At 71.8% G+C, this 26,223-nt stretch carries 27 protein-coding genes and 1 pseudogene; 13 read left to right on the top strand and 15 right to left on the bottom strand.

The window, feature by feature from the left end:
* Positions 1-10: 10 nt before the first annotated feature.
* The gene (locus IEJ02_RS01140; RefSeq protein ID WP_191063107.1) at positions 11-988 is read left to right on the top strand and encodes an iron-containing redox enzyme family protein; all 978 of its coding nucleotides are present in this window, start codon (positions 11-13) and stop codon (positions 986-988) included.
* 475 nt (positions 989-1,463) lie between these two features.
* Positions 1,464-2,240, top strand: a pseudogene (locus IEJ02_RS01135) (acyl-CoA dehydrogenase family protein); the annotation flags it as partial.
* Between the two features lie 9 nt (positions 2,241-2,249).
* On the opposite strand, the gene IEJ02_RS01130 reads toward IEJ02_RS01135, so the two are convergent.
* From IEJ02_RS01130 to IEJ02_RS01120, 3 genes are all read right to left on the bottom strand, one after another.
* Complete coding sequence (locus IEJ02_RS01130; protein WP_191062895.1) at positions 2,250-2,774, bottom strand: hypothetical protein; 525 nt, start codon at positions 2,772-2,774, stop codon at positions 2,250-2,252.
* 194 nt (positions 2,775-2,968) lie between these two features.
* Complete coding sequence (locus tag IEJ02_RS01125; protein ID WP_191062894.1) at positions 2,969-3,835, bottom strand: sugar phosphate isomerase/epimerase family protein; 867 nt, start codon at positions 3,833-3,835, stop codon at positions 2,969-2,971.
* Complete coding sequence (locus IEJ02_RS01120; protein ID WP_191063128.1) at positions 3,832-4,011, bottom strand: hypothetical protein; 180 nt, start codon at positions 4,009-4,011, stop codon at positions 3,832-3,834. The genes IEJ02_RS01125 and IEJ02_RS01120 overlap by 4 nt, the downstream gene beginning before the upstream one ends.
* Before the next feature lie 255 nt (positions 4,012-4,266).
* Here IEJ02_RS01120 and IEJ02_RS01115 point away from each other — a divergent pair, with 255 nt between their 5' ends.
* A complete protein-coding gene (locus IEJ02_RS01115) occupies positions 4,267-5,262 on the top strand; it encodes a LacI family DNA-binding transcriptional regulator (protein WP_191062893.1) in 996 nt (331 codons plus the stop codon).
* 12 nt (positions 5,263-5,274) lie between these two features.
* On the opposite strand, the gene nac is transcribed toward IEJ02_RS01115, so the two are convergent.
* Positions 5,275-6,174, bottom strand: coding sequence for a nitrogen assimilation transcriptional regulator NAC (gene nac, locus IEJ02_RS01110; protein WP_191062892.1), 900 nt, complete (start codon positions 6,172-6,174; stop codon positions 5,275-5,277).
* 332 nt (positions 6,175-6,506) lie between these two features.
* On the opposite strand from nac, the gene IEJ02_RS01105 reads away from it, so the two are divergent.
* The 7 genes from IEJ02_RS01105 (at position 6,507) to IEJ02_RS01075 (ending at position 13,168) form a co-directional block, all read left to right on the top strand.
* A complete protein-coding gene (locus IEJ02_RS01105) occupies positions 6,507-7,361 on the top strand; it encodes a LamB/YcsF family protein (RefSeq protein ID WP_223863189.1) in 855 nt (284 codons plus the stop codon).
* Between the two features lies 1 nt (position 7,362).
* Positions 7,363-8,076 carry a 5-oxoprolinase subunit B family protein gene (locus tag IEJ02_RS01100; RefSeq protein ID WP_191062891.1) on the top strand — a complete coding sequence of 238 codons (714 nt, stop codon included), beginning with the start codon at positions 7,363-7,365 and terminating at the stop codon, positions 8,074-8,076.
* Positions 8,069-9,049 carry a 5-oxoprolinase subunit C family protein gene (locus tag IEJ02_RS01095; protein WP_191062890.1) on the top strand — a complete coding sequence of 327 codons (981 nt, stop codon included), beginning with the start codon at positions 8,069-8,071 and terminating at the stop codon, positions 9,047-9,049. Before IEJ02_RS01100 ends, IEJ02_RS01095 begins: the two co-directional genes overlap by 8 nt.
* An 81-nt stretch (positions 9,050-9,130) precedes the next feature.
* On the top strand, positions 9,131-10,447 hold the full coding sequence (locus tag IEJ02_RS01090) for an MFS transporter (protein WP_191062889.1): 1,317 nt from the start codon (positions 9,131-9,133) through the stop codon (positions 10,445-10,447).
* A gap of 85 nt (positions 10,448-10,532) precedes the next feature.
* Positions 10,533-11,276, top strand: coding sequence for an SDR family oxidoreductase (locus tag IEJ02_RS01085; RefSeq protein WP_191062888.1), 744 nt, complete (start codon positions 10,533-10,535; stop codon positions 11,274-11,276).
* Entirely contained in the window at positions 11,277-12,476 is a 1,200-nt protein-coding gene (locus IEJ02_RS01080; protein WP_191062887.1) for an aspartate transaminase, read from the top strand.
* A 17-nt stretch (positions 12,477-12,493) separates the two neighbouring features.
* Positions 12,494-13,168, top strand: coding sequence for a 4-carboxy-4-hydroxy-2-oxoadipate aldolase/oxaloacetate decarboxylase (locus IEJ02_RS01075; RefSeq protein WP_191062886.1), 675 nt, complete (start codon positions 12,494-12,496; stop codon positions 13,166-13,168).
* Between the two features lie 22 nt (positions 13,169-13,190).
* Here the strand turns inward: IEJ02_RS01075 and IEJ02_RS01070 are convergent, their stop codons facing one another.
* Positions 13,191-13,478, bottom strand: a complete 288-nt coding sequence (locus tag IEJ02_RS01070) for a YiaA/YiaB family inner membrane protein (RefSeq protein WP_137976210.1) — start codon at positions 13,476-13,478, stop codon at positions 13,191-13,193.
* Positions 13,479-13,555: 77 nt separating this feature from the next.
* Positions 13,556-14,146, bottom strand: a complete 591-nt coding sequence (locus IEJ02_RS01065; protein WP_137976209.1) for a TetR/AcrR family transcriptional regulator — start codon at positions 14,144-14,146, stop codon at positions 13,556-13,558.
* Positions 14,147-14,312: 166 nt separating this feature from the next.
* On the opposite strand from IEJ02_RS01065, the gene IEJ02_RS01060 reads away from it, so the two are divergent.
* Positions 14,313-15,332: an aldo/keto reductase gene (locus tag IEJ02_RS01060; protein ID WP_191062885.1), complete on the top strand. Its 1,020-nt coding sequence runs from the start codon at positions 14,313-14,315 to the stop codon at positions 15,330-15,332.
* Here the strand turns inward: IEJ02_RS01060 and IEJ02_RS01055 are convergent.
* Positions 15,315-15,998, bottom strand: coding sequence for a hypothetical protein (locus IEJ02_RS01055; protein WP_191062884.1), 684 nt, complete (start codon positions 15,996-15,998; stop codon positions 15,315-15,317). The two genes, IEJ02_RS01060 and IEJ02_RS01055, sit on opposite strands and share 18 nt — an antisense overlap.
* The gene (locus IEJ02_RS01050; RefSeq protein ID WP_191062883.1) at positions 15,995-16,735 is read right to left on the bottom strand and encodes a MerR family transcriptional regulator; all 741 of its coding nucleotides are present in this window, start codon (positions 16,733-16,735) and stop codon (positions 15,995-15,997) included. The genes IEJ02_RS01055 and IEJ02_RS01050 overlap by 4 nt, the downstream gene beginning before the upstream one ends.
* Positions 16,736-17,241: 506 nt before the next feature.
* On the opposite strand from IEJ02_RS01050, the gene IEJ02_RS01045 reads away from it, so the two are divergent.
* Positions 17,242-18,252: a methyltransferase gene (locus IEJ02_RS01045; RefSeq protein WP_191062882.1), complete on the top strand. Its 1,011-nt coding sequence runs from the start codon at positions 17,242-17,244 to the stop codon at positions 18,250-18,252.
* Positions 18,253-18,308: 56 nt separating this feature from the next.
* On the opposite strand, the gene IEJ02_RS01040 is transcribed toward IEJ02_RS01045, so the two are convergent.
* The 4 genes from IEJ02_RS01040 to IEJ02_RS01025 form a co-directional block, all read right to left on the bottom strand.
* Entirely contained in the window at positions 18,309-19,127 is an 819-nt protein-coding gene (locus IEJ02_RS01040; protein WP_191062881.1) for a class I SAM-dependent methyltransferase, read from the bottom strand.
* Between the two features lie 182 nt (positions 19,128-19,309).
* Positions 19,310-20,521 carry a globin domain-containing protein gene (locus IEJ02_RS01035; protein ID WP_191063105.1) on the bottom strand — a complete coding sequence of 404 codons (1,212 nt, stop codon included), beginning with the start codon at positions 20,519-20,521 and terminating at the stop codon, positions 19,310-19,312.
* 122 nt (positions 20,522-20,643) lie between these two features.
* Positions 20,644-21,093 carry an RrF2 family transcriptional regulator gene (locus IEJ02_RS01030; RefSeq protein WP_191062880.1) on the bottom strand — a complete coding sequence of 150 codons (450 nt, stop codon included), beginning with the start codon at positions 21,091-21,093 and terminating at the stop codon, positions 20,644-20,646.
* Between the two features lie 133 nt (positions 21,094-21,226).
* Positions 21,227-22,441, bottom strand: a complete 1,215-nt coding sequence (locus IEJ02_RS01025; protein ID WP_370466939.1) for an AI-2E family transporter — start codon at positions 22,439-22,441, stop codon at positions 21,227-21,229.
* Positions 22,442-22,702: 261 nt separating this feature from the next.
* Here IEJ02_RS01025 and IEJ02_RS01020 point away from each other — a divergent pair, with 261 nt between their 5' ends.
* Positions 22,703-23,923 (top strand): cysteine desulfurase-like protein, encoded by a 1,221-nt coding sequence (locus tag IEJ02_RS01020; protein WP_191062879.1) that lies wholly within the window; start codon positions 22,703-22,705, stop codon positions 23,921-23,923.
* A 25-nt stretch (positions 23,924-23,948) separates the two neighbouring features.
* On the opposite strand, the gene IEJ02_RS01015 is transcribed toward IEJ02_RS01020, so the two are convergent.
* From IEJ02_RS01015 to IEJ02_RS01005, 3 genes are all read right to left on the bottom strand, one after another.
* Complete coding sequence (locus IEJ02_RS01015) at positions 23,949-24,518, bottom strand: TetR/AcrR family transcriptional regulator (RefSeq protein ID WP_191062878.1); 570 nt, start codon at positions 24,516-24,518, stop codon at positions 23,949-23,951.
* Positions 24,519-24,632: 114 nt separating this feature from the next.
* Complete coding sequence (locus IEJ02_RS01010; protein WP_191062877.1) at positions 24,633-26,024, bottom strand: amidase; 1,392 nt, start codon at positions 26,022-26,024, stop codon at positions 24,633-24,635.
* The gene (locus IEJ02_RS01005) at positions 26,011-26,220 is read right to left on the bottom strand and encodes a hypothetical protein (RefSeq protein WP_137976200.1); all 210 of its coding nucleotides are present in this window, start codon (positions 26,218-26,220) and stop codon (positions 26,011-26,013) included. The genes IEJ02_RS01010 and IEJ02_RS01005 overlap by 14 nt, the downstream gene beginning before the upstream one ends.
* Positions 26,221-26,223: the final 3 nt, after the last annotated feature.

Genomic DNA, 26,223 nt, shown 5'->3' with positions numbered 1-26,223 from the left:
GACCCGGCCGATGCCCTTGCCCACGGCGCGGGGAGAGGTGTCCGGCGCGCTCGTCGACGCCCTCGCGCGCGAGCCCGGCGGGGCGACGCTGCCCGGCGGCCGGTCGCTCGGGGAGGCCGATCCGTACGGCGACGATCTGCAGCTCGCGCTGTATGTGTGCTACGAACTCCACTACCAGGGCTTCCCCGGTGTGGACGACGCATGGGAGTGGGACCCCGACCTGCTCCGGCTGCGGCAGGCGCTGGAGCGGCGCTTCCTGGACGCGCTGCGTTCCGACGCCACCACGCACGACGGCCCGGACGCAGCCGTGGCCGAGCTGCTGGTGGAGCCCGCCGACGGCACGGGCGTGTCGCACTTTCTCCGGGACGAGGGTGAGCTGTGGCAGATGCGTGAGTACATCGCGCATCGGTCGCTCTACCAGCTCAAGGAGGCCGACCCGCATGTGTGGGTCCTGCCACGGCTGCGGGGCCAGGCGAAAGCCGCGATGGCGGCGGTGGAGTACGACGAGTTCGGGGCCGGGCACGGGGACCGCGTACACGCGGAGCTGTTCGCCGATCTGATGGCCGACCTGGGTCTGGACCCGGAGTACAACCACTACCTGGACGCCACGTCGGCCCGGATGCTGGCGGTGGTCAACATGATGTCGCTGCTGGGCCTGCACAGGGCGCTGCGCGGCGCCCTGGTGGGCCACTTCGCCACCGTCGAGATCACCTCCTCGCCCGCCTCCGACCGGCTGGCCCAGGCCCTGCGACGGCTGGGCGCGGGCGAGGCGGCGGTGTTCTTCTACACCGAGCACGTGGAGGCCGACGCCGTACACGAGCAGGTCGTACGCCATGGGGTGATCGACGACCTCCTGAAGCGCGAACCCGGGCTCGCCGCGGATGTGGCGTTCGGCGTCGACGCCACCGTGTTCCTGGAAGACCGCTTCGCCGATGAGGTCCTGGACACCTGGCGGAAGGGCCGTTCCTCACTCCGCCTCCCGCTGTGATCCCGGCTGCCCCGCCTCCTCGGACTCCGGCTCGGGCGCCACCGCGCGGGTGCGGCCAGGCAGGGCGAGAGAGGGAGGCGCCGAGCGAGGACATCGCGTCCTCGGGCAGACCGTCCGGCAGCTTGCCCCGATAGACCGTGGCGAGCAGGCTGCCCAGCCCGGCCACGCCCAGGGCGATGCCGAGTTGCTGGTGGGTGTCGTTCAGCGCGGAGCCCATACCGGCCCGCTCGGGCGGTACCGCCCCCAGCACCGTGCTGGTCGCCGAGGGCCCCGCGATACCGGATCCGAGACCCGCCAGCCCCAGCCCGATGGACACCGTCGCATGGCCGCTGCCCTCGGAGAGCGAGGCCAGCACCACGAATCCGGCCGCGGTGACGGCGAACCCGGCGCCGACGCCGCCCCGAAGACCAGCAGTCCCGCTTCTCCTACAGTGCCTGATTCCATCCAGCACTGTAGGAGCGATGGAGCGGTGACGGCAACCTCCGACTCCCCGGCGCGCGAGCGGCTGCTGCGGCCGCTGTGCGACGGCACGCTGCTGTCCGGTATCGCCTTCTCCCATCTGCGGGCCTTCCCCCGCACACCGGTGCGGGTCACCCGGGTCCCGGGCGGCAGGCGCTTCGACGGCCGGGTGCCGTGGTACACCGGCTGGGGCCTGAACGACGTGATGCTGCTCGCCGGGGTCACCGACGACGGCGAGGCGCTGTTCGCCTGCGTGGACGCCCGGGAGCAGCCCGGTCTGCGGCCCACACCGCGGCTCGAGCTCGCCGCGCTCACCGGCACCCGCACGGTCGGCCTGGAGCTGGACGGCCTGGTGGTGCCCGAGGACGCGGTGGTCTGGAGCCGTCCCTACCAGGAGTGGGCGGTCGCGGACCGGCCGAAGAACACCAACCCGAACCCGGCCGTGTTCGGCGTGGCCGGCGCCGCCCTGGATCTGCTGGAGTCCGCCGGGGACGCGGAGGCGAAGGAGACGGCGCAGGTGCTGGGCGAGCGGCTGCGCGCGGTGCGACGGGAGGCGTACGCGCTGGTGGACGAGGTACCGGCGGGCGAGCGCCTGGCGGACCGGCTCGCGGTGAAGACCCGGGCCTACGACGTGCTGCGCGCCGCCACCACCGCGGCGATCGTGGCGGGCGGCGGCCGGGCCTTCGGCCTCGGCAGCCCCGCCCAGCGGCTGGCCCGGGAGGGCCTGTTCCTGGTGGTGCAGGGCCAGACCGCCGATGTCCGCGGCGCGCATTTGCGGGCCCTGCGCGGCTGACCCGTCCGCCTACTCCGGGCCGGAGGCGTCGAGGATGCCCCGGATGGCCGTGTCATCCAGGCGCCGGCCCAGCAGCCGCAGGATCTCCGCGCCGTGCCGCAACGTGCCCGCTTCGAGCGAGCGCCGGGCACCGGTGTCCAGCTCGTGCAGGAGTAACGGATCCGCGACCAGGACGCGCAGATCGAGCGTCACCCGGTGGCCGTCGACGTCCCACAGGAGCAGACGAGTGGCGATCCGGCCGTCCCGCCACACCCCGGCCAGGGCGTCGGTGCGCACCCGGCGGACGCGTACCAGGCCCCGTACCGTGAGCCGGCCACCGCCCGCCGTCACCCGCGGTGGCCGCAGCACGGCGAACACCGCCACCCCGAGCAGGGCCCACAGATCGGCCCGTGCCACCGTGAGCCCGCCCGAGGCCCCGTCGAGCACCGTCGTCACCCCGGCGAACGCCAGCGCGAGCCACACCGCCCACCGCGCGTCCGCACGCCGTCGGCGGCCACCGGGCGTCCGGGCGGGCCGACCCACCAGCCGTTCCATACGGGCATGCTAGGCCGGGCGCAGGACGGGTGGAACGCACCCTGACGCTCCTCTTACGCCGCCCTCACCACCTTTGACGGCATTCTTGCGGCCGCCCGCTCCGCACCGAGGTGGCGGCGGCCCGAGGTGGCGGCGGCCCGAGGTGGCGGCGGCCGGGCCCGGGTGACGCTCCACCCGGGCCCGGCCGCCGTGTCTCACGCCGCGAGCTCCTTGCGGATGCGGTCCAGCATGAAGGCGGAGGACTCCCGCGCCCGTTCCTCCCAGGCGAAGACGCAGGAGGTGGCGACACCGTCGAAGTCCAGCTCGCGGAGGGTGCCGAAGAAGGTGTCCCAGTCGACCTCGCCCTGGCCGATGTCCAGGTGCTGGTGGATGCGGGCGGGGGTGCCGGGCGGGTTGAGGATGTAGCGCAGCCCGGAGGAGCCCTTGTGGTTGAAGGAGTCCGCGATGTGCACATGCTGGAGCTTGTCGCCCGCGTAAGCCATCATCGCCGCGATGTCCGCCGTCGGCTCGGCACCGGAGAGGTGGAAGGTGTGCGGAGCGCAGTAGAGGTAGTTCACCCACGGCTTGTTGATGGCGCGGACCAGGTCGACCGCGGGGGTGTTCTCCTCGCAGAAGTCGTCCGGGTGGGCCTCGAGGTTGAGGGCGATGCCCTCGCGTTCGAAGAGCGGCAGCAGCTCCTCCAGCGAGCGCCAGAAAGCGGCCTCGCTCTCGGCGGCGCGCTCGGGACGGCCGTTGAACTCCGAGTTCATCAGTGGGCATTCGAGGTCGGCGGTGATCTCGATCATCCGCTTCCAGTAGCGGACGGCGGCCTGCCGCTCCGTCTCGTCGGGCGAGGACCACTTGTACAGCGGCAGCACGGAGGAGAGCTGGACGCCGTGCGTGCGCAGGGCCCGCTTCAGCTCCGCGACGCGCTCGTCGTCCGCCCGCGGGTGGAGGAAGAACGGCATGAAGTCGTCGCGCGGGGACAACTCGATGTATTCGTAGCCGAGTTCGGCGACCGTGCGCACCATCTCGTCGAGCGGCAGCGCGCGGAGCATATAGGGGTCGAGGGCGATCTTCACGAGGTGGCTCCGTAGAACGCGGGTCGGGGCTTCATGTCGACGGGGATGATCTGGCCGCCAGACTCCAGGGACCGGACGGTGATGATGCGCAGCCGCCGGGAGACCGCCGGCGGGGCGGGGTCGCTGACGGCGGTGGCCGGGATGGGGGCCCGTGTCGCGTCGTCCCTGACGTCCATGGCCGCCTCTCGCACAGGCCGGTGCCGGTCACCTCGAACGGCATCACACTGTTGTTCCTTCGCTCCGGGGACCTGGGATCTCGGGGGAGAACGGATCGGCTAGCGCGCTCTACTAGCGCGCTCTAGGCGTACGATGACCGCTGTCCGAATGTCATGTCAATAGCTTGTTGCCGGGGGATTTCAGGACTGCCCGTAAGGTTGGGCTGCGTCGGAGGGTGGTCACAGGTGGAAACATCGGGCAAGCAGCGGCCCACCATGGCGGATGTCGCTGAGAAGGCGGGCGTGTCCCGGGCACTGGTCTCGATCGTCTTCCGCGACCAGCCGGGGGCGAGCCCGCAGACCCGCGACCGGGTGCTGCGCGTCGCCGACGAGATCGGCTACCGGCCGGACAGCGCGGCCCGGCTGCTGGCCCGTGGCCGCAGCCGCACGCTCGGCGTGATGTTCACCGTGCGTCAGCCCTTCCATGCCGACCTCGTCGAGGGCATCTACCCCGAGGCCGAGCGGCTCGGCTACGACGTCCTGCTCTCCGCGACCGCTCAGGGGCGTGGCGAGGTCAAGGCCGTCGAGGCGCTGCTCGGCCACCGCTGCGAGGCCGTGATCCTGCTCGGCCCCGGCGCGCAGCCCGCGGACATCGACGCACTGGGACACCGCACGGTCGCCGTCTCCGTCGGCCGCCGGGTGCCCCACGCCCGTGTCGACAGTGTGCACACGGCCGAGGGCAAGGGCGTACGGCAGGCCATGGAGCACCTCGTGGAACTGGGTCACCGAGGGATTGTGCACATCGACGGCGGCCGCGGACCGGGCTCGGCCGAGCGCCGCCGCGCCTACCGGGCCGCGATGCGCCGCCATGGTCTGGAGCCGGAGCTACGGGTGATCCCGGGTGAGCACACCGAGCAGTCGGGCATCGACGCGGGGCGGCTGCTGCTGGACGAGCGCGACCACGGCCGGCCCCTGCCGACGGCGGTGCTCGCGGGCAACGACCGTTGTGCGATGGGGCTGTTGATGACCCTGGCGCAGGCGGGTGTCGAGGTTCCGCGCGATCTGTCCGTCGTGGGCTACGACGACAGCCACCTCTCCCATCTGATGCCGATCGGCCTGACCACGGTCCGCCAGGACGCGGTGCTCATGGCCGAGTACGCGGTGCGGTTCGCCGTGGAGCGGCTGGAGAACCCGGTGGCGGAGCCGAGGGAGGCGGTGCTGGACCCGAAACTGACGGTACGGGGCACCAGCGGGCCGCCTCCGGGTGGGTGAACGCGAGGCGGGCTAGCCGAAGTCGGTGATCAGCTCGTGGAACAGGTCGTGCACGGCATGGGCGGGTTCCGACAGCGGCTGATGGTCGGAGGTACAGAGGGACAGCTTGACCTGGATGGCCGGCTCGACGATCCGCCGCACCTCCAGGTTGCGCACATCGAGGATGGCGCGCGCCGCCGACCAGGGCAGCACCGTCGCCCCGAGGTCCGCGCCCACGGCGCTGACCAGGGTCAGGACCGATTCGAGCTCACCGATCACCCGGGGCTGGAGCGACGCCTGCTGGAACGCGGCTTCCACCACCTGGCGGATGGTGTGAATACGGCTGGGCAGCAGCAGACCGACGTCGACCAGCTCCTTCAGCGCCACCTCGCCGTCCCCACCCGGAATGTCCGCGCCCGGCGCGGCGATCAGAAACAGATCCTCGGTGCGCAGCGGCTCGAACTGCACTCCCCGGAGCGGACCGGCCCCGTAGATGAAGGCCATGTCCATCCGGCCGGTCATGATCGCTTCGCTGATGACCCCGCCGAAGTTCTCGTTGATGTGCAGCAGGATGTCGGGGTAGCGCTCGCGCACGCTCCTGAGCAGGGGAAGCGCGAGCGCCGCGCCCATGCTGTACGGGGCCAGGCCCACCGAGACACTGCCGGCCGGGGTGCGCCCCGAGACATCGACCGCCGCATGTGCCAGATCGACCTGGCGCAGGATGAGCTGCGCGTGCCGGTACAGCGCCCGGCCCGCCTCGGTGGGCGCCACCCCGCGTTTGCTGCGGATCAGCAGTTGCTGTTTGAACTGGGCTTCCAGCATGGAGAGTTGCTGGCTGAGCGCGGGCTGGGCGATATGCAGGATGTCGGCCGCGCGCGTGATGCTCCCGGCGTCGACGATCTTCACGAACGAGTACAGACGCCTGGTGTCCATGGAGGGGCCTCCAGCCTCAGCGGAGTCTCATGGTAGGCCCACGGCGTCCGGCGGACGGTGGCGCGTGTGGGCCAGGTCATATCCAGCGGTGATTACGTCACATCGAACGCGTATTTGCCGCCACCTGACAGCGGGATTAGGTTCACCGAAACACGGATTCCGGGGCCACTCGACCGCGGGAAACCGTGTCATTCCGCGGCGGCCGCGGGAATGCCGACGACCCAGTTGACGCCGTGAACGCGAGTCGGGAGCGGGCGCGGACCAGCCGGTCCACGGAGCCGAAAACGAAGAAGCGGCGAAATCGCCTTTTCTTCCCTTGTCTGGAGGACGTCATGAAGCAGCACATGGTCGATCTCGTGGCAGATCTGGGCGAGGGGTTCGGCGCCTACACGATGGGCGACGACGAAGCGCTGCTGGACGTGCTGACGTCGGCCAATATCGCGTGCGGATTCCACGCGGGAGACCCGCGGATCATGGACGCGACCGTCCGCCACTGCGTCCGGCGCGGTGTCGCCGTGGGCGCACACCCCAGCTTTCCCGATCTCGTCGGCTTCGGCCGCCGGGCGATGGACCTGACCCCGGACGAGGTCCGGACCGACACGCTGTACCAGATCGGGGCCCTGCGGGCGTTCGCCACCGCGCACCACACCCAGGTGCGCCATGTAGCGCCGCACGGCCGCCTCGGCAACCTGGTGGCGACCCGGCCGGACTACGCGGAGGCGGTGGCCGACGCCGTCGCGTCGCTCGACCGGTCGCTGGTCGTCCTGGCCCAGGACGGCGCCCTCGCCGACGCCGCGCACGCCCGTGACCTGCGGGTCGGCATCGTCGGGGTCGCCGACCGGGCCTACCGCGACGACGGCACGCTGGTGCCCAGGAGCGAACCGGGTGCGGTGATCCACGACCCGGGGGAGATCGCCGAACGGACCGTCCGGATGGTCACCGAAGGGGTGGTGCGCACCGTCGGCGGACGTGACCTCCCGGTCGAGTGCGACACCGTGCTGCTGCACGGCGACACCCCCGGGGCCATCACCCTCGCGCACCGGATACGCCGCGAACTCCTCGCCGCCGGTGTGCGGATCGCCCCGCTGACCGACGTCCTGGACGCCAAGGCACGCGAAGCCACGACCGGCGACACCAGGACCGGCGACGCCAACGCAGGCGACGCCAAGACCGGTGTGAGCGCCTGAGATGGGCCGCGACATCGTGATCGCGGACTGCGGTGACTCGGCCGTTGTGGTCAAGGCCGTGGGCGGGGACACCGCCCGCGCCTGGCACACCGTGCACGCCCTGGCCGACGCGTTCGAGGCGGCCCGGCCCGGCGGGGTGTACGGCATCGTTCCCACCTACGACTCGCTGCTGATCGAGTTCGACTGCTTCCACACCGATCACACGACGGTACGACGTGCCCTGCGCCATGAGGCCGCCCGGCTCGGCGAGCGGTCCCGTCCGGCGACACCCTCCCGGCGCTTCGTGGTGCCGGTGGTGTACGGCGGTGAACACGGCCCCGATCTGCCCCTGGTCGCCGAGCAGTTGGGGCTGACCGAGCACGAGGTGGTGGCGTTGCACTCCGCCGCCCCGCTCACCGTACGCTGCCTCGGAGCCCCGGCGGCGGCCCCGATGATGGACGGCCCCGCCTTCCCCGGGCCCGTCCCGCGGCTGGCCTCACCACGCACCAGCGTCGTGCCCGGCTCGATCGCGGTGGCCGGGCGGCAGGCCGTCGTCTCGCCCATGCCCTCGCCCGGCGGCTGGCCGCTGCTGGGCCGGACACCGCTGCGCGTCCTCGACCTCGACGCCGAGCCACTGGCCCCGTACCGGCCCGGTGACACCTTCCAGTTCGTGCCGATCGACCCGGCGCGGTGGGACGAGTACATGGGCACACCTCTGGCGGCCGCCCATGGCTGACACCCTGACAGTTCACCGGGCGGGGCTCGCCACCGTGCAGGACCTCGGCCGCTTCGGCCACTCCCGCTACGGCCTGCCGGTCAACGGAGCACTCGACCAACACTCCGCCCGCGTGGCCAATGTGCTGGCCGGAAACGACGAGGGCGCGCCGCTGATCGAAATCACCGCACTGGACTTCAGCTGTTCCCCCTCCACCGATGTGCTCATCGCGGTGACCGGCGCGCCCGCCGAGGTGACCGTGGGCGGCGTCCGGCGCAACCAGTGGGAGCCGGTGTCGGTGCGCGCCGGGGAGACCATCGCCATCACCGGCATCCGGCTGGGCCTGCGGGTCTACCTCGCCGTTCTCGGCTCGATGGAAACACCGTCCCTGCTCGGCAGCTGCGCCCCCGACACCATCCTGGGTTTCGCGCAGACCCTGCGCGGCGGCGATGAGCTGGCCCTGCGCACGCACTGCCCGCCGATCGACCACCCGGTGTTCCGGATACCGCTGTTCCGGCTGAACGTGCCCATGGCGCGCTTCGGCGACTCCTGGACCATCGATGTGACCGACGGCCCCGACCTGGAGGAATTCGGCGGCACCGCCGAGCGGCTGTTCCGGTCGGCGTTCACCGTGACCCCGCGGAGCAACCACATCGGGCTGCGGCTGAGCGGCGATGTGCCACGGCGGGTGACGAGCGGCGAGCTGCTCTCCCGGGGGGTGCCCGTCGGCGCGGTCGAGGTGCCCGCGGGCGACGAACTGCTCGTCCTGCACCGCGGCCGTGGCGTCACCGCCGGATACCCGGTGCTCGCGGTGGTGACGGCCACGGGTCTGTCCGCGCTCGGGCAGGCCAGACCCGGCCAGTCCGTCCGCTTCCGGCGCCGTACGGTCGCCGACGCCGTGAGCGCCCACCGAGCCCAGCGACACGCCATCCACGCGCTCAAGGCCCGTGTGCGCACCGCCTTCGACGCCCTCCGCATCCCCGCAGCGCCCTGAGACCCTCTTCCGGCCCGTCCCCTCCCAGCTGTGCGTGATCCGTCCCCATCACCCCTGCCCCGCCAGCAGAAAAGAGACATCATGACCGCCGTCGCCGCTCAGCCGGCCCCTCACGTCGTCGATCCCAGAACCGCGAAGAAGGTGACGCTCGCCGGGTGCGTGGGCATCTTCGCCGAGCTCTACGACAACGGCATCTTCGGCTTCATGGCGGGCACGTTGGGCGCCGTCTTCTTCCCGGACGCCACCAACGCGGTACAGGTGCAGCTCGTCTTCCTCGGATACGCCGTCTCGTTCTTCTTCCGCCCGCTCGGTGGCATCATCTGCGGCCACCTCGGTGACCGCATGGGCCGGCAGCGGATGCTGGTCTTCGTCATCATGCTGATCAGCGTGGCGACGGCGGCGATCGGCCTCCTGCCGACGTACGCGAGCATCGGTGTGGCCGCGCCCGCGCTGCTGATCCTGTTGCGTGTGCTCCAGGGCTTCTCCGTCGGCGGCGAGGCATCGGGCGCGATGACCTTCCTCGCGGAGCACGCCCCCGAGGGCAAACGCGGCCTGTACACCAGCTACGCGCAGATCGCCTCCTTCCTCTCCCTGCTGACCGGCACGCTGATCGCGGCCGGCATGACCAGCGGCCTCGGGACGGACGCCATGGAGTCCTACGGCTGGCGCATTCCGTTCCTGCTGGCCATTCCGCTGGGCATCGCCGGGCTCTACATCCGCAAGCGCATCAGCGACACGCCGAACTTCACCCGGCTGAGGGAGGAGGGCGGCCTGTCCAAGAACCCGCTCAAGGAGGCGTTCTCCTCCGCCGAGCACCGCCGCGCGATGCTGCTGGCCCTGTTCATCCCGCTCATGAACGGATCCGGCTACTACGTGCTGTTCAGCTACATGCCGACCTTCATGAGCGGTGAGCTGCACTTCGGCAAGGTGCAGAGTCTGCTGGTCACCGCGGCCAGCCTGGTGACCATCTCCCTCGCCATCCCGTTCATGGGCGCGCTCTCCGACCGGATCGGGCGGAAGAAGGTGCTCATGGCCGCGGCCATCGCCATGGCCATCGCCGGTGTCCCCTGTTACCTGCTCATCGGCACGGGCAATGTGGCGCTGGCCGTCATCGGCGCATGCGTCATGGCCGCCATCTTCGCGGGCCACACCGGCGTCATCCACATCCTGCTCGTCGAACTCTTCCCCACCCGGGTGCGCTACTCCGCCTACGGCCTGGGCTACAACATCTCCTCGGCCCTCTTCGGGGGCACCGCGCCCCTGTTGATGGCCTTCCTGATCAGCCGTACCGGCAACGTCACCATGCCCGCCTTCTACGCGGTCATCACCGCCCTCGGCACGCTCATCGCCGTCTCCCGGGTGTCGGACAGGGCCCATCTGCCGCTGCGCGACGCATAACGCCGGGCCGCTCCGACCCGCCCCCCGGCGGGCCGCTCCCTCACCCGAACCACGAACCACCCCCTCTCCAAGGAGTGAAGCCCACATGCCCTTTTCCGACTACAAGACCGCACTCGTGACCGGTGCCTCCACCGGTATCGGAGCGGTGGTCGTCGAACGGCTGGCGAAGCAGGGCCTCGAGGTCCACGCGCTCGCCCGCGACGCCGAGCGGCTGAACGACCTCGCCCGGCGGACCGGCTGCGTTCCGCACGCCGTCGACATCACGGACACCTCCGCGCTCACCGGAGAACTGCACGGCGTCGACGTCGACCTGCTCGTCAACAACGCCGGGGTGTCGCGCTCCGGAAACATCCTCACCGCCGACGAGTTCGCCATCGACGAGCAGATAGCGGTCAACGTCCAAGCCGTCCTGCACCTGGTGCGGCTGGTCATGCCCGGGATGGTCGCACGCGACCTCGGACACATCGTGAACATCAGCTCCATCGCCGCCGTCTACAACTTCGCCGGAAACACCATCTACCACGCCACCAAATCGGCCGTGCACACCCTCTCCCGCCAGCTCCGGGTCGACGCGTACGGCCGCCGCGTCCGGGTCACCGAGATCTGCCCCGGGCGGGTGGAAACGGAGATCTTCGGCCGGCTGCTGGGCGACATGGAGGAGGCGCGGCGGCGGTACTACGACGGCTACGAGTCGCTGAAGCCGGAGGACATCGCCGACGCCATCGAGTACGCGGTCGGATCACCGCGCCACGTGAACATCGGCCATGTGGAGATCCTGCCCACCTTCCAGGTGCCCGGCGGCCTCAACTTCGAGCGGAGGACGGACTGAATGAGCACCGCGCAGCGGGTGAGCCGCGTCAAGCCCTCACCGAGCACGGCGGCCGCCCAGCGGGTCCGCGAGCTCAAGGCCCAGGGCCTGGGCATCCACGACCTCACCGTGGGCGAGCCCGACTTCGACACCCCCGTCCATGTGAAGGACGCCGCGATCGAGGCGATGCGGCGGGGCGCCACCAAGTACACGCCCGTCAACGGCACCCCGGAACTGCGGGCCGCCATCGCGGACCGGCTCCGGCTGCGCCACGGACTGGACTGCCCCCGAGACCGGATCGTGGTCGGCGGCGGCGGGAAGCAGGTCATCTTCCTCGCCCTGATGGCCACCCTGGACGCGGGTGACGAGGTCGTCATCCCCGCCCCGTACTGGGTGTCCTACCCGGACATGGTGCTCGCCAACGACGGCACACCGGTCATCGTGGACTGCCCGGAGGCGGACGGATTCAAGTTGACCCCACAGCGGCTCGCCCATGCCCTCACCGACCGCACCCGCTGGGTCGTCCTCAACTCCCCGAGCAACCCGACGGGCGCCGCCTACACCGCCGGGGAACTGCGCGCGCTCGCCGAGGTGCTGCTCGACCACCCCCACGTCCAGGTGCTCACCGACGAGATCTACGACGAGATCTGGTACGGGCCGGGCCGCGTCCCCAGCATGGCGGGCGTCGAACCGCGCCTGACCGACCGGGTCTTCCTCACCAACGGCGTCTCCAAGACCTACGCGATGACCGGCTGGCGGATCGGATACGGCGCGGGCAACGCCGAACTCGTCGGCGCCATCAACACCCTCCAGTCCCAGATCTCCTCCTGCCCCTCGTCCATCAGCCAGGCAGCCGCCACCGCCGCGCTCACCGGTGACCAGAGCTTCGTCCGCGACTGCGTGTCCGTCTACCGCGGCCGCCGCGACGACGTGGTCAAACGGATCAATGACACCCCCGGTCTCTCCTGCGCCCCGCCCAGCGGTGGTTTCTACGCCTTCGTCAACTGCGCCGGAGTCATCGGCAGGCGCACCCCGTCCGGCGACGAGATCCGCACCGACGAGGACTTCGCCGCCCATCTGCTGGAGTCACGGCGAGTGGCGGTGATCCACGGCGCCGCGTACGGCTCACCGGGGTACTTCCGCATCTCCTTCGCGACCTCCCACGACGTCCTCACCGCGGCCTGCGAGGGCATCGCCCACGCCTGTGCTGACCTTTCCTGAACACCTCAAGGAGCCACATGCTGCGCGTCACCACCCGGTTCGACCGGCCCGACCCCGCCCTCGTCGACCAGCTGAGCGGGTACTCCGCCGCCACCGTCCACGAGGCCCAGGGCCGCCTCGGCGCCCTGGACTCCACCATCAAGCCGATCGATCCCACCATGTCGGCCTGCGGCCCCGCCTTCACCGTGCGCTGCGCGCCACGGGACAACATCATGCTCCAGGTGGCCATCGCCCACGCCCGCCCCGGCGATGTCATCGTGGTCTCCGCGGGCCAGTACGCCGAGGCGGGCTCCTTCGGCGATGTACTGGCCAACGCGTGTGTGGCCAAGGGCCTCGGCGGTCTCGTCACCGACACCGGCGTCCGCGACACACAGGAGCTGCGGAAGCTGGGCTTCCCGGTGTTCTCGTACAGCGTCAGCATGAAGGGCACGGTCAAGGAGACCGTCGGCCCGATGGCCGAACCCGTCCTGATCGGTGGCGAGATCGTCCGCCCGGGAGACGTGGTGCGCGCGGACGCCGACGGAGTCGTCGTGGTGCGCCGCGAAGACCTGAAGGACGTCATAGCCAAGTCCCGGGCCCGCGTCGAGGCGGAAGACGCCTATATCGCCGCCTACCGCGCGGGGAAGAGCGTGATCGAGGTCAGCCGGCTGGCGGCGGTGCTCGAGGCCAAGGGGCTCGTCATCGACGAGTAGCGCCGGGTGGCGCGCACCAGGTCTACAGCTTCTCGAAGGGATCGTGGTTCGCCAGCAGCTTCTCCACCCGCGCCTGATCGACCCGGCTGACGATCTGCCCGGCCTCCTGCCGGTCCCGGATCACCTTGGCCAGGGTGAAGGCGGAGGTCACCAGGTAGAGCACGGAGATGGCGAGGAAGCCGCGCACCCAGGCGTCGGCGCTCAGCTGGAAGATGCCGATGGCGGTGGCGGCCATGGCGACGGCGAAGGAGGCGATCGCCTGGCCGTAGAACGCGGCCGTGCTCTGCTGCTTGACCGGTGTCTCACTCATGCGGACAAGGATGGGCGGATGCGGTCGGCTCCGCATCCGTCCGGATACTCAGGTACGTACTCAGAAATCGGGCGCCGTCAGTGCGGTTGGCGCAGCCCCTCGACGAGGAGCGCGACCAGTCGGCGTGCGTCATAGTCGCGGTCGTTCTCGGCGCCGATGCAGAGGTTCCCGACGCCGCGCATGAGCTCGTACGCCTTCAGACCGGGCCGGATCTCACCGGCGTCGGCCGCCGCGTCGAGCAACTGGGTGCACACGGGCAGGAGGCGGTCGAGGAAGTACGAGTGCAGCGTGTCGAAGCCCGCGTTGTCGGACCGCAGCACGGCGGCGAGGCCGTGCTTGGTGACCAGGAAGTCGACGAAGAGATTGATCCACTGGCCCAGCGCGGCGTGCGGGGTCGCGCTGCTCGCCAGCAGGGCCGGACCGGCCTCGGCGCAGGCCTCGACCTGGTGCCGGTAGACGGCGATGATCAGGTCCGCCCGCGTCGGGAAGTGGCGGTAGATGGTGCCCACCCCGACACCGGCCTTGGCCGCGATGTCGCGCACCGGCGCTTCCACGCCCGCGGCGACGAAGACCGAGGCGGCCGCGTCGAGCAGGGTCTCCTGATTGCGCCGGGCGTCCGCCCGCTTGGACCGGGCCGAGGGTCCCGCTCCCTTGTCCGCGCCGTTCACCGCGCCGCTCCCTCCACTGCCGGCCTTGCCAAGCGGAACATCGTTCCGTATCTTTACCGGAGCCAGGTTCCGTTTGCTTATGATGCCAGAGCAGGGGCCCGGCAACCAAACCACGCGTTGCCGCCGCGCAATGCCACCACGCTTCCCGCAGTGGAGGAACACGGTCATGCAGTACCGCACCTTGGGCCGCACCGGTGTGCAGGTCAGCTCCCTCGCGCTCGGCGCGATGAACTTCGGCAGGATCGGACGCACCACCCAGGACGAGGCCACCGCCCTCGTCGACGCCGCCCTCGAGGCCGGAATCAACCTCATCGACACCGCCGACATGTACAGCGCCGGCGAGTCGGAGGAGATGGTCGGCAAGGCCATCGCCGGCCGCCGTGACGACATCGTGCTGGCCACGAAGGCGGGCCTGCCCATGGGTGACGAGCCCAACCACCGGGGCAGCTCACGCCGCTGGCTGGTCACCGAGCTCGACAACAGCCTGCGCCGGCTCGGCGTCGACCACGTGGACCTGTACCAGATCCACCGATGGGACCCGGCCACCAGCGACGAGGAGACGCTCTCGGCGCTCACCGACCTCCAGCGCGCGGGGAAGATCCGCTACTTCGGCTCCTCGACCTTCCCCGCCTACCGCGTCGTCCAGGCCCAGTGGGCCGCCCGCGAGCACCACCTGAGCCGATATGTCACCGAACAGCCCAGCTACTCGATCCTGCAGCGCGGAATCGAGCGCGACGTACTGCCCGTCACCGAGGAGTACGGGCTCGGCGTGCTGGTGTGGTCCCCGCTGGCCTCGGGCTGGCTGTCGGGCGCCATCCGCGAGGGCCGGTCCATCACCACCAGCCGCTCGGCGCTCATGCCGGAGCGCTTCGACGTCACCATCCCCTCCAACCGGGCCCGGCTCGACGCCGTCGAGCGGCTGGCCGAGGTCGCCGACGAGGCCGGTCTGACCATGATCCAGCTCGCGCTCGGATTCGTCACCGCGCACCCCGCCGTGACCAGCGCGCTCATCGGCCCCCGCACACGGGACCATCTGCACACACAGCTCGCCGCCGCCGACACCGTGCTCTCCGCCGATGTGCTCGACGCGATCGACGCGATCGTGGCCCCCGGCACCGACCTCGCCGCTCATGAGAAGCAGGACACTCCGCCCGCGCTGCTCGACCCGTCACTGCGGCGCCGCTGACGGGTCCGGCGCCACCTCTGCCCGTACCCGCGTGAGCGCGGCGACCGCTTCCCGCGGATCGTCCGCGTGGAACCGGAGCGTACGGGCGACGCCCCGGCGCCCGAGGGGCCGTACGAACGTCACCGGCTCCGTCAGCTCCACCGTCACCGTGGTCTGGCTGCCCACCGCGAGGTCGAGCACCCCGCCCGGGCCCAGCCGCACCAGCCGTCCGTCCGGATAGCGCCGGTCGACCCGGGCGGCGGCGATGGTGGCGGCCGGAACCCGCAGGTCGAACAGTGCGCCGTAGCGGATGCGCAGCGAGCCGTCGGAACCCACGACATGTGGCCGGACCACACAGGCCGCGTGCAGGGCGAGGACCAGCACCACCCCGTACACATCGAGGACGAGCAGGACCGCGTGCACCACCGGCCAGGGGATCACCAGGGCCAGCGCCACCGTCTCGATGACCGACACGAAGATCATCCCGTACATCATGGCCGTCTGGGGTCCGGTGTAGGCGACGGCCAGCGCCCCCTCGGGAACCTGGTGGCGGCGGCGCAGCACCCATAACCCGAGGCTGTGCAGGGCCCGGGCCTCGTGCAGGACGAGCCGGCGCGCGACCGGCGGGACCAGGGTCTGCGCCACGCCTTTCGCCCATGCCGCCGCCCGTGCGAACGGCCGGTTCATGACGCCCTCCCGCCCAGTCGGCCGGTCAGTCCCTCCATCACCCGGCGCACCACCGCGGCCTGCGCGGGCGAGTAGTCGTCCAGCAGCGCCCGCTCGAAGCCGGTCGCCGTCGGGCCGCCGTCCGGGATGGCCGCCAGCACCTCGTCCGGTACCGCGGCGACCAGTTCCTCGGCCAGCGGCGCGATCCGGGGATCGTCCGCCGCGGCCCCCTCCAGTTCGTCCAGCCGTTCGTACATCGGGAGCACGGCGGGGTTATCGGCCAGCGGCCGCAGCGCCGCGTACACCGCGTCCCCGCCGATCATCCCCTCGAGCAGCATCAGGTGCTCGCGGTCCTTGGCGGCGGTCGGCGAGGAGGTGGCGGGCGCCACCTTCAGGAGTTCGGCGAGGGCGGGGGAGAGTGGCGCGTCCGGTGTGAGCGGGCCGTCCAGAAGGGCCGCCAGCACCCTGCGGCGCTGCTGGATCTCGTGTTCCTGGCGGGCGAGATCGGCGTCCAACTCGCCCAGCACCTCGGCCAGCTCACGCCCCGCGTCGTCCGCGAGGACGTCCCGCACCTCGTCCAGGGCGAGCCCGAGTTCGGTCAGCCGCCGGATCCGGGACAGCAGAACGGCGTCCCGGAGGGTGTAGACCCGGTATCCGTTGGCGCGCCGCCGGGGCTCGGGCAGCAGACCGATGTGGTGGTAGTGCCGCACCGTCCGGGAGGTGACTCCGACGAGCGCGGCGATTTCTCCGATGCGCATGCGGCCAGTAGAAACCCTGCCGCTGCGACAAGGTCAAGCGCGGCCGTCCGGCGGTCCCTCGACGGCGCCGATATCGGGGCGGCCGCGGTAGAGCGGGGCGCCACGGCAGTCACGGCCACCGTTGTCCGGGACGACGGTGCCGTTGCCGATCAGCGGTGTGCCCGGCCGGGGAGCGGAGCCCAGCGCGGTGCCCAGCCGCGGTCCGCTGTCGGCCGCTGCCGTACGGCCCGGACACCTCCGGGTTCACCAGCAGCGGGTCGCCCGTGCGCGCGGTGGGGTCGGTGGCGTCCTTCGCGTCCGCGGTCGAGGCTGCGCCAGGCGCCGGCGGCGCTGGTGCCAGGGGCCCCGTCGTCCCCGGAGCGGGAGTCGACGTAGTAGGTGGTGCCCTTGGCCGCCGACCGTCCGGGCGGCGAACCGTGTAGGGGCCAACGAGACGGTAGCGTAAGGAGGTCCACATACGGTCAGGTGCGGTGAGAGCGCACATCCGGGAACAGCGAGGGAGCCTTATGCGGCACGAGATCAGCCCCGAGCCCATTCTTGAGGTCGGGCTCGGCTTCATGGCGTCGAAGGCGCTGCTCACCGCGGTGGAACTGGATCTCTTCTCCCGGCTCGCCGAAGGCCCCCGCACCGGCGGTGACCTGGCCGAGGCGCTCGGACTGCACCCGCGCGGCGCCGCCGACTTCCTCGACGCGCTGGTGGCGCTCGGGTTCCTGGAGCGGTCCGAGGGCGTGTACCGCAACAGCCCGTCCGCCGACACCTTTCTCGACCGTAAGAAGGCCACCTACGCGGGCGGCATCCTGGAGATGGCCAACAGCAGGCTGTATCCCTTCTGGGCGTCGCTCACCGAGGCGCTGCGGACCGGGAAACCGCAGAACGAGCACAAGCACGGCGGCGACGTCTTCGACGCCATCTACCACGACCAGGAGGGCCTTGAGCGATTCCTGCACGGAATGACCGGGCTCAGCATGGGCAAGGCGATGGTGATAGCCGAGCGGTTCCCCTGGGCCGACCACCGGACCGTGCTGGACGTCGGCGGAGCGGTGGGCTGCGTCCCGGTGGCGGTGGCCCAGCGCCACCCCCATATGAGCGGCGGTGTCTTCGAACTGCCCCGGGTGCGGCCCGTCTTCGAGAAGTACGTGGCGTCCTTCGGTCTGGAGGACCGGCTCACCTTCCACGGCGGCGACTTCTTCACCGATGACCTGCCCGGCGCCGATGTGATCGTGCTGGGCCAGATCCTGCACGGCTGGGGCCTGGAGGAGAAGCGGCTGCTGTTGAAGAAGGCGTACGACGCGCTGCCCGACGGGGGAGCGGTCCTCGTCTACGACGCCATCATCGACGACGACCGCAAGGAGAACACCTTCGGTCTGCTGGCCAGCCTGAACATGCTCATCGAGACCCGGTCCGGCTTCGAGTACACGGCCGCGGACGGCCGCGCCTGGCTGGCGGAGACGGGGTTCCGCGACAGCCGGATCGAACCGCTGACGGACGGCTACTCCATGCTGGTGGGCATCAAATAGCGGTCAGCCGGCCGCCCGGCCCGGCGCCGGGCCCACCCGGCGCCGGACCGCAGCCGCTAGAAGCGGTAGCGCAGGATCCGGCCCACATCCCGGAAACCGGGCAGGCGCGCCATCACCCGCATGCTCATCCGGCCGGAGGCGGGCATCTTCTCCACCCCCGGCATGTCCACGCTGCGCACCGCGTCGAGGCAGGTCAGCCCCGGGTGCCAGGTCTCGACCTCATGGGGGTCGTCCAGGCCCCAGTGGAGGGTGGCGCCCGCGTTGCGCACCGCGGGGACCATCTTCTGGAGCCGGATGCCCAGCGGCCCGTAGACGTCGAAGAGCAGCTGGCCGCTGGGGAACCGCTCGGTGATCCGCTGGATCAGCCGCTTGCCCTCCTCCTTGCGCAGATACATCGTCAGCCCCTCGGCGACGACCACGGTGGGCCGGTCGTCGGGCACCTCGCGCAGCCATGCCTCATCGGTCACCGAGGCGCCGACCATCTCGTAGGTCCCCGACGGCTCGGGAAGCAGCCGCCGGCGCAGATCGATCACCTCGGGGTAGTCGACGTCGAACCAGCGCACCGACGCGGGCGGGTCGAGGCGCTGCACCCGGGTGTCGAGGCCGCACGCGAGGTGGAGCACGGTCGCCTTCTGATGCTCGGCCAGGAACTCCATGGCCCAGTCGTCGAGCTGTTTCGCCCGCAGGGCGATGCCGATCGCCGTCGTGTCCGTCATCCCCGTTTTGCCGAAGTCGTAGGCCACGCGCTCCACGGCCTCCCGGGCCGCGTGGTCGTGCAGGACGGAGTCCGGTGAACGGCTGTCCAGCGCCCTGCCGTACAGCGTGGCGAGCAAGGTCTCCTGAGCGCCGCTGAGAGTGATCTTTTCGCGATCCATGGTTCCTCGTCGATGTGGGGGTACCGGACGGACCATTCCGTACGGTTGCGCATGGAATGGACAGAACCCGTGTCCGTACGGTCCCACGTTCCCCCCGGCAAAAGCGACCGGCCTCTGGGCCATTCGAGTTCATTCGGCCAACATCGGGCGGACGAGCGCCGGCGGGCGGGCGCCGGCGGGCGTCAGTGGCCCTCGCCGTCGTCCCGCGTCAGCCACAGATCGGGGCCGAAGACCTCGTAGTGGATCGCGGAGGGGCGCACACCCCGCTCCAGCAGCTGGGTCCGCACCGATCGCATGAAGGGCAGCGGCCCGCACAGATACGCCTGGACGCCATCCGGGATCTCGATGCCGGACAGGTCGACGCGGCCGGTGCGCTCGGCCGGCCAGTCGCCCTCGGGCCGCTCGTACCAGGTGTGGGCGGCGCCCCGCGCCAGCTTGGTGACCAGCCGCTCCTGGTCGGCGCGCAGCGCGTGGTCGGCGGGGGAGCGGTCGGCGTGGACGGCGACGACCGGGGCCTGGTGGCCTCTGGCCGCCAGCTCCTCCAGCATGGCCACGATCGGGGTGCAGCCGATCCCGGCGGAGGCGAGCAGCAGCGGTGTGTCCGTGGTGTCGAGCACGACGTCGCCGTAGGGCGCGGAGACGGTGAGCTCGTCGCCCTCGTGGACATGGTCGTGGAGATGGCCGGAGACCTCACCGGCCGGGCCCTCGCCCGCGTCCTCGCGCTTGACGGAGAAGGAGTGCACGGTGGCACCGGGGCCGTTGGTCAGGCTGTACTGGCGGATCTGCCGGGCCCCGTCGGCCAGTTCCACCTGCACCGAGACGTACTGGCCCGCCGTGAACGCCGGGGCGGGACGGCCGTCCGCCGGCCTGATCCGGAAGGTGACCACATCCGCCGTCTCCCGGGCCCGCTCGACCACCTCCCACTGCCGCCAGGTCCCGCCGGCCAGCACGCCCCGCTCCGCGTACAGCCGCCGCTCGATCTCGATCAGGGCGTTGGCCATCAGCCAGTAGACCTCGTCCCAGGCGGCGGCCACCTCCTCGGTGGCCGCGTCGCCGAGCACCTCCGCGATGGCGGCGGACAGATGGCGGTGCACCACCGGATACTGCGCGGCGCTCACCCCGAGCGAGGCGTGCTTGTGGGCGATCCGGCTCAGCAGGGCGTCGGGACGGGTGCCCGGCCGCTCCACCAGGGCGGTGGCGAACGCGGCGATCGCGCCCGCGAGGGCCTGCCGTTGGGTGCCCGCGGCCTGGTTGGCCCGGTTGAACATGTTCCTCAGCAGTTCGGGGTGGGCCGTGAAGAGCTTCCGGTAGAACAGCTCGGTGATGGTGCCGATGGCCTCACCGACGGCGGGCAGCGTGGCGCGGACGGTCTCGGCGGACTTCTGGGAGAGCATGAGCGGGCCTAACTGGTATCTCAGATTCGTATTCATCGGCATGGGTGAACCGGGCATGGTGACCCCTTCGTCATGACGGCTCGGCGGGGCGGGATCCGGGTTCCGCAACCCGGACGGCTGCTTCATGGGGACAACCCGGGCGCGCGCCCGACCAGCCCCAGCAGCACCGGGCCGGTCGGGGACGCCACCAGATCGTCGACCGTGAGGGGATCGAGCGAGGCGAGGAACGCCTCCTGCGCCCGGCGCAGCGCCATCCGCAGCCGGCAGCCCTGCCGCAGCGGACACGGCACGTCCCCCTCGCAGTCGACGACGTCGCCGACTCCCTCGAGGTCCCGGACCAGCTGGCCGACCGAGGCGGAGCGCCCGGTCGCGGTGAGCGTCAGCCCGCCGCCCCGGCCGCGCCGTGTCGCGATCAGGCCCAGATGCTGGAGCCGGGCCGCCACCTTGGCCAGATGGCTGTAGGGCACCTGCATCTCCCCGGCGATCTGCCGGGCGGTGCAGGGCTCGGTGCCGGTGACCGCCAGCCGCATGATCGTGCGGAGTGCCAGGTCCGTTGACTTCGTCAGCCGCATGGCGGCAGATTACGATAATGCGAATCTAGGAGGCAATTTATAGAGGCGGTTTCCCGCCGCTGGTGCACGGGTGGTCCCGCCGCTGACGCGTGGATGTCCCGGCCGCTTGCGCGCGGGTGTTCCGGGGCGCCGGTCAGGCTTCGCCGGGCGGCCGCCCGCGCAGCGCCCGCGTCACCGACCAGGCGACGGACACCATGGGCACGGCCACCACCGCCCCGACCACCCCCGCCACGATGGATCCGGCGATGACCGAAATCGCCACCACCACCGGATGGAGCCGTACCGCCCAGCTCATCACCAGTGGATGCAGGACATGGCCCTCGAACTGACCCACCGCCACGATCAGCAACAGCACCACGGCCGCGATGGCCGGACCCCGCCCGGCCAGAGCAACCACCGTGGCCACCGCCAGCGCGATCGGCGAACCGATCAGCGGGACGAACGTCGCGAAGAAGACCAGCAGCGTCAGCGGCAGGGCCAGTGGCACCCGCAGCAGGAACAGGGCGATGCCGACCAGGGTCGCGTTGGAGGCCGCCACGACGATGATGCCCCGGGTGTATCCGGCGAAGGTGGTCCACGCCGCCCGCGCCGCCCGGTCCCACGGGGACCGGGCGCGCTCGGGGAGCTGGCCCCGGAACCACTGCCACATCCGGTCGCCGGAATGGATGAAGAAGATCGAACAGAACAGGGCCAGGAACACCGCCGTGCCCGCCTCCACGACCCGCCCGGCACTGCTGAGCGCCCTGCTGATCAGCGCCGCGCGATGCTGGGACACAAAGGCGGCGACCTTGTCGTGGGCCCCCGACAGCACACCGCGCCGCACATGGAACGGGGGCCCCTCCAGCCATCGCTCGATCCGGCCGATCCCGCCGCGCAACTCGCCCACCAGGCGGCCTGCCTCCGCGGCCGCCGCGCTCCCCACCAGCGCCAGCAGTCCCAGCACCGCGAACAGTGTGCCGAACACCGCCAGCGCCACCGCCAGCGGCCTGGGGAACACCCGCGCCAGCAGATCGGCCAGCGGCCGCAGCAGGGCGGTGGCCACCAGCGCCAGGAACACCGCGATCGCGACGAGCTCGAACCGCCCCAGTACCGTGAACCCCAGATAGACGGCCACCCCGATGACCACCAGACGCCATGCGTACGCGGCGGCCAGCCGCAGCCCGGGGTGGACCCGCCCGCGCTCGTCCCCCGCCCGGCGCACCGCCGCCGCCAGGGCCGCGGAGCCGGAGCGGCGGGCCCGCGCCACCGCCCGCGAGGCGCGCCCCGCCGGTCCGCCGGCCGTGCCACGCCGAGGGCGTACGCCCCGCCCTCCCGGTCGCTCGGGCGGGGGAGGAGAGTCGCTGCTCACGTCGGCGCCACCGCCTTCTGCGTCCCGGTCCTGCGCGGCGGAAGAGGATGGCGATTCATCCTCATACGCACAGATTCAATCAGGGCGGCCGCCCGGGCGCCGGACACCTCTCCCCGGCGCGGCGGCCCGTCCCCTCCCCGGCGCGGCGGGCATCCTCGCCCCGGCGCGGCGGGCATGCCCGCCCCCTGCCGTTCCGCGTCCGTGCCTGCCTAAGATCGCCCTGGTCACCCCCTCGCCAAGGCCCTCTGCAAGGAGCCGCTCGTGACATACGACATCACCGCCGTCCGCGCACAGTTCCCCGCACTGAAGGCCGGGTCGGCCCACTTCGACGGCCCGGGAGGCACCCAGACCCCGCTCCCCGTCATCGAGGCCATCTCCGACGCGCTGGCCAACCCCCTGGCCAACCGCGGCCACCTCACCGCGGGGGAGCGCAACGCCGAGGCCCTTGTCCGGTCGGCCCGGCAGGCGATGGCCGATCTGCTCGGCGCCGACCCCGGCGGGATCGTCTTCGGGCGCAGCGCCACCGCCCTCATCTACGACTTCTCCCGCACCCTCGCCAAGACCTGGTCGCCGGGGGACGAGGTGGTGGTGTCCCGGCTGGACCACGACTCCAACATCCGGCCCTGGGTCCAGGCCGCCGAAGCCGCCGGGGCCACCGTGCGCTGGGCCGACTTCGACCCCGCCACCGGCGAGCTGACCCCCGATGACATCAGCGCCCAGCTCGGCGACCGCACCCGGCTGGTGGCGGTCACCGCCGCCTCGAACCTGATCGGCACCCGCCCGGACATCCCGGAGATCTCCCGCCGGGCGCACGCGGCCGGGGCGCTGCTCCACGTCGACGGCGTGCACTACGCCGCCCACGCCCACGTCGACGTCCGGCGGCTCGGAGCGGACTTCTTCGTCTGCTCCCCCTACAAGTTCCTCGGCCCCCACCTGGGCGTCCTGGCGGGCAGCCCCGAGCTCCTGGAGACCCTGACCCCGGACAAGCTGCTCCCGTCGACGAACGCCGTTCCCGAGCGCTTCGAATTCGGCACCCTGCCCTATGAATTCCTCGCCGGCACCCGCGCCGCCGTCGACTTCCTCGCCACCTTGGACCCCGGCGCCGAAGGCAGTCGCAGGGAGCGGCTGGGGTCGTCGTTCGCGGCCCTCGAAGAGCACGAGGCCACCCTGCGCGGGCGCATCGACGAGGGCCTGGCCGCCCTCGACCCGATCACCGTCCACTCCCGGGCCGCGGACCGCACCCCGACCGTGCTGCTGACCATCGACGGCCATGACACCACCGACGCCTACCGCTATCTCGCGAGCTGTGGCGTCGACGCCCCCTCCGGCTCGTTCTACGCGGTGGAGGCGTCCCGCAGGCTGGGCCTGGGCGACACCGGAGGGCTGCGCATCGGTCTGGCCCCCTACACCAGCACCGAGGACGTGGACCGGCTGCTGGAGGCGCTCTCGGACTTCCTGCGCACTCCGGCCCCGCGCGGCTGACTCACCCGGCGCTCACCGGCCGGTCTCACTTCTCGGCGGCGTGCCCTTCGAGGAGCCCCGCCACCAGTCCGCGGGCATGCGCGGCGTCGAGTCCGGCGGGGCGGAAGAGGATGCGGTACATCAGAGGCGCCACGACGTGGTCGACGACCGTCTCGACGCCGGGGGTGTCCTCGCCGCGCTCGGCCGCACGGGTCAGGATGACATCGATCTGGTCCGCGGCGTAGGCCGAGCACTGGCCGGCGTTACTGCCGTCCGGGTCGCCGAGCAGGGCGTCGCGGATGTAGGCACGCCCGGCCGGAGAGGCCATCTCGTCGAGGAACTGCTCGGCCCAGGCCGTCAGATCGGACGCCAGACCGCCGTGGTCCCGGGGCGTGGTGTCGGGCCGCAGACGCTCGACCGCCACGTCCGACAGCAGTTGGCCGAGGTCTCCCCAGCGGCGGTAGATCGTGGAGGGGGTGACGCCCGCGCGCTGGGCGATCAGCGGCACCGTGAGACCGTCGCGGCCGACCTCCGCCTCCAGTTCGCGCACGGCGGTGTGCACCGATGCCTGGACCCGGGCGCTGCGCCCCCCGGGGCGCACCATCTGCCTGCTCATTCATCCCACCTTAAAGCAAATCCGTTGCTTCTGGGGAAGCGGTGCGCCCGGGGGCATTCGGCGGAGCCAGCCCGGGGGCACTCGGTGGAGCCCAGGGGGCACTCGGCGGACGCGTCAGGCCGCCGGTGCCAACTCGCGGGCGGGCCGCGTCCGCTCGTAGGCGTGACCGACCCGCAGGAGCACGCTCTCCCCGAGCGGCCGTCCGAGCAACTGCATGCCGATCGGCAGGCCCGCCGTGTCGTGGCCGACCGGGACGGACAGCGACGGCACCCCGGTGAGGTTGGCAGGGGCCGAGAGGCGCACATAGGCGTCGGAGACGGCCTCGACGGTGCCGTCCGGCCAGGTGATCGTCTCCTGGTCGGCCTTCACCGCGGTCGCCGGGACCGTCGGGGCGGCGATCACATCGACGTCCTCCAGCATGCGCGCCCACTCCCGCCGCATCAGCGTCCGGGAGCGCTGGGCGCGCAGATAGTCCCCGGCGGGCATCAGCTCGCCCGCCTCCAGCAGGGTGCGCACATCCGCCTGGTACAGCTCCGGCGCAGCGCGCAGGGTGCGCTCGTGGTAGGCGGTGGCCTCCGGCACCATCAGGCCCCACTGCGTGGCCTGGATGTAGCGGGTCATGGGGATCTCGACCTCGACGAGGCGGGCGCCGAGGGCCTCGAGCCGGTCGACGGCCCGCCGGACCGCGGCCTCCACCTCCGCGTCGACGTGCTCGAAGTAGTAGTTGCGCGGCACGCCGACGCGCAGTCCCGTCAGGTCCTCGACCGCGCCCGGCCGGTAGTCCCGCGCGGGAGCGGCCAGGGAGGCGGGGTCACGGGGGTCGTGCCCGGCCAGGACCGCCAGGACCAGGGCCTGGTCCTCGACGGTGCGGGTGAGGGGACCGACGTGGTCCAGCGACCACGACAGGGAGGTGACGCCGTGGCGGGGGACGAGGCCGTACGTCGGCTTGAGGCCGACGACCCCGTTGAGCGCGGCGGGGACGCGGATGGATCCGCCGGTGTCGGTGCCCAGGGCGAAGGCCGCGGTGCCCGCGGCGACGGCCACGGCGGATCCGCCGCTGGAGCCGCCCGCGACCCGGCCGGTGTCCCAGGCGTTGTGGGTCTGCGGAGTGGTCAGCCCGTAGGCGAACTCATGGGTGTGGGTCTTGCCGACCAGGACCGCGCCGGACGCGCTCAGCCGGGCGGCGACCGTGCTGTCCGCCTGGGCGCGGTGGTCGGCGCGGACCCGGGAGCTCGCGGTGGTGGCCACGCCCGCGACGTCGATCAGGTCCTTCAGGCCCATCGGGATGCCGTGCAGCGGGCCGCGGAGGCGGCCGACCGCGGCGGCGTCCGCGGCCTCGCGCGCCGCCCGGCGCGCCTGCTCCGCCGTCACCGTGGCGTAGGCGTTCAGGTGGGGTTCCAGCCGCTCGACGCGGTCCAGGACGGAGTCCACCAACTCGACGGGGGACAGCCGGCCGGTCCGGATCGCGTCGGCGGCGGCGGTGAGGGACAGTTCATACGGCCGCATCGTGCTGCTCCTCTCCCGCGCGGTAGGCGGGGGCGGGCGGGGTGTCGCCGAAGTCCAGCTCGCGCAGGACGGCGACGACGGAGTGGATGTGGTTGGCGGTGGCCGCCGCGGCGGCGTGGCGCTCGGCCGGCAGCGGGAGCCCGGCGCGTGCGGCCCAGCGGGCCGCCTCCGGAGGGGTGAGTTCGGCGGCGGACAAGGT

The organism is Streptomyces sp. 5-10 (genome assembly GCF_014712245.1).
GTDB lineage: Bacteria > Actinomycetota > Actinomycetes > Streptomycetales > Streptomycetaceae > Streptomyces > Streptomyces violaceusniger.
This window is presented reverse-complemented; position numbering and strand designations above follow the sequence as displayed.

What these genes read in the sequence shown, in the direction of transcription:
- IEJ02_RS01130 (WP_191062895.1), bottom strand. Translation starts at nt 2,774, where the DNA reads ATGGAACGGCTGGTGGGTCGGCCCGCCCGGACGCCCGGTGGCCGCCGA.
- IEJ02_RS01030 (WP_191062880.1), bottom strand. Translation starts at nt 21,093, where the DNA reads ATGCGGCTGACGAAGTCAACGGACCTGGCACTCCGCACGATCATGCGG.
- IEJ02_RS01080 (WP_191062887.1), top strand. Translation starts at nt 11,277, where the DNA reads ATGAGCACCGCGCAGCGGGTGAGCCGCGTCAAGCCCTCACCGAGCACG.
- IEJ02_RS01120 (WP_191063128.1), bottom strand. Translation starts at nt 4,011, where the DNA reads ATGGACGTCAGGGACGACGCGACACGGGCCCCCATCCCGGCCACCGCC.
- IEJ02_RS01050 (WP_191062883.1), bottom strand. Translation starts at nt 16,735, where the DNA reads ATGCGCATCGGAGAAATCGCCGCGCTCGTCGGAGTCACCTCCCGGACG.
- IEJ02_RS01140 (WP_191063107.1), top strand. Translation starts at nt 11, where the DNA reads ATGCCCTTGCCCACGGCGCGGGGAGAGGTGTCCGGCGCGCTCGTCGAC.
- IEJ02_RS01085 (WP_191062888.1), top strand. Translation starts at nt 10,533, where the DNA reads ATGCCCTTTTCCGACTACAAGACCGCACTCGTGACCGGTGCCTCCACC.
- nac (WP_191062892.1), bottom strand. Translation starts at nt 6,174, where the DNA reads ATGGACACCAGGCGTCTGTACTCGTTCGTGAAGATCGTCGACGCCGGG.
- IEJ02_RS01115 (WP_191062893.1), top strand. Translation starts at nt 4,267, where the DNA reads ATGGCGGATGTCGCTGAGAAGGCGGGCGTGTCCCGGGCACTGGTCTCG.
- IEJ02_RS01100 (WP_191062891.1), top strand. Translation starts at nt 7,363, where the DNA reads ATGGGCCGCGACATCGTGATCGCGGACTGCGGTGACTCGGCCGTTGTG.
- IEJ02_RS01010 (WP_191062877.1), bottom strand. Translation starts at nt 26,024, where the DNA reads ATGCGGCCGTATGAACTGTCCCTCACCGCCGCCGCCGACGCGATCCGG.
- IEJ02_RS01015 (WP_191062878.1), bottom strand. Translation starts at nt 24,518, where the DNA reads ATGAGCAGGCAGATGGTGCGCCCCGGGGGGCGCAGCGCCCGGGTCCAG.
- IEJ02_RS01055 (WP_191062884.1), bottom strand. Translation starts at nt 15,998, where the DNA reads ATGAACCGGCCGTTCGCACGGGCGGCGGCATGGGCGAAAGGCGTGGCG.
- IEJ02_RS01040 (WP_191062881.1), bottom strand. Translation starts at nt 19,127, where the DNA reads ATGGATCGCGAAAAGATCACTCTCAGCGGCGCTCAGGAGACCTTGCTC.
- IEJ02_RS01105 (WP_223863189.1), top strand. Translation starts at nt 6,507, where the DNA reads ATGAAGCAGCACATGGTCGATCTCGTGGCAGATCTGGGCGAGGGGTTC.
- IEJ02_RS01090 (WP_191062889.1), top strand. Translation starts at nt 9,131, where the DNA reads ATGACCGCCGTCGCCGCTCAGCCGGCCCCTCACGTCGTCGATCCCAGA.
- IEJ02_RS01075 (WP_191062886.1), top strand. Translation starts at nt 12,494, where the DNA reads ATGCTGCGCGTCACCACCCGGTTCGACCGGCCCGACCCCGCCCTCGTC.
- IEJ02_RS01095 (WP_191062890.1), top strand. Translation starts at nt 8,069, where the DNA reads ATGGCTGACACCCTGACAGTTCACCGGGCGGGGCTCGCCACCGTGCAG.
- IEJ02_RS01070 (WP_137976210.1), bottom strand. Translation starts at nt 13,478, where the DNA reads ATGAGTGAGACACCGGTCAAGCAGCAGAGCACGGCCGCGTTCTACGGC.
- IEJ02_RS01060 (WP_191062885.1), top strand. Translation starts at nt 14,313, where the DNA reads ATGCAGTACCGCACCTTGGGCCGCACCGGTGTGCAGGTCAGCTCCCTC.
- IEJ02_RS01045 (WP_191062882.1), top strand. Translation starts at nt 17,242, where the DNA reads ATGCGGCACGAGATCAGCCCCGAGCCCATTCTTGAGGTCGGGCTCGGC.
- IEJ02_RS01035 (WP_191063105.1), bottom strand. Translation starts at nt 20,521, where the DNA reads ATGCTCTCCCAGAAGTCCGCCGAGACCGTCCGCGCCACGCTGCCCGCC.